This is a genomic window from Pseudomonas sp. ES1, assembly GCF_050586605.1.
In the GTDB taxonomy this organism is placed as follows: Bacteria; Pseudomonadota; Gammaproteobacteria; order Pseudomonadales; family Pseudomonadaceae; genus Aquipseudomonas; species Aquipseudomonas sichuanensis.
In genome coordinates this window covers 1-1,072 of the sequence record NZ_JBOBDM010000134.1, presented here as the reverse complement: position 1 = coordinate 1,072, position 1,072 = coordinate 1, and the positions used below count along the sequence as shown (strand labels likewise).

Sequence of the window (1,072 nt, the reverse complement as noted above, 5' to 3'; positions counted from 1 at the left end):
GGTCCAGCAGGTTACCGGCCGGGTCGAAGGCGAAGGTTTCCACGCCCAGCCGGCTGGTGGCCCACTGGGTCGTACTGGTACTCCAACTGACCACGACGGCTGTCCTGGATGTATGTCAGTTTGCCCGCCGCGTCATAGTGGTCTCTTTCGCCTTTGCGAGTTATTAATTTTCAAACATGGACTTGTACCAATAGTAGTCACTATCCTTCATCCAAGCATGGCGACTTCCATTGGCGATCTCTGCGAGCGGTCTTAAGTTGACGCCGTATCTGAAAAATATCGATATAAGCTCCCGCATGTTTTCTTTTGAGAGCTTCCGCTTGTCGATTTTTATATTTAGACCTCTCCCGGATCCACGAACTTCTACTGTGGCGGGATTAGAGGTGAGTCCCTCAAAGAAACGGACCTCATCTAAATTTGAAAAAAAGCTTGGGAGTTCTATGAGGATCTTCATTTATCTTCTTTTCCCACCTGGATAGACATTTTCGTATTCGCCTTTAGGTTTTTGAACGTCCCAGTGTGCACCTCCGTGAGCCTTTGACCCTGGACCTTCAGGGCCTGTGGGCACCCAAACGTCATCATGTTTGTCAACCCATCCTGAGCCTCGACCATCATCAAGTTTTACCCAAGTCTCTCCGAGCTTGCACTCACAGAAACCTTCGGCCTCTCCAGGTTTTCCCGGAGCTTTTGAGCCGTGCGGATCATGAGCATCCGCAGGAGGGCGCCGAACTTTGTACTTATTTTTTGCTAGACCTAATGGGTCAATCCAGAGAATCGGGTTGATAGTGTACTCAAATAAGTTAATTCCGCCGCTGTAGCTGATTGGGTCTTTGCATATGAAGCGACCTGAGTTCGGGTCATAGTACCGATAGCGGTTGTAGTGCAGCCCGGTCTCATGGTCGTGGTACTGCCCTTGGAAGCGGAGCGGGTTGCCCAGGCCCTGCTGCTTGGCCCACGCCGAACGTTCTTCCCGCACTTCGCCCCAAGCCTTGTACTGTCCCGTCCAAGCGACATTGCCCTGCTCGTCGGTCAGCTCCATCGGCGTGCCGAGGTGATCGCAGTGGTACCAGGC

General features: G+C 52.3%; 1 protein-coding gene. It reads right to left on the bottom strand.

The genetic code is table 11. The features are described from left to right. Window positions 1–454 precede the first annotated feature (454 nt). A partial coding sequence (locus ACQ4N9_RS26475) for an RHS repeat domain-containing protein (protein WP_430934109.1) occupies window positions 455–1,072 on the bottom strand: 618 nt, incomplete at its 5' end.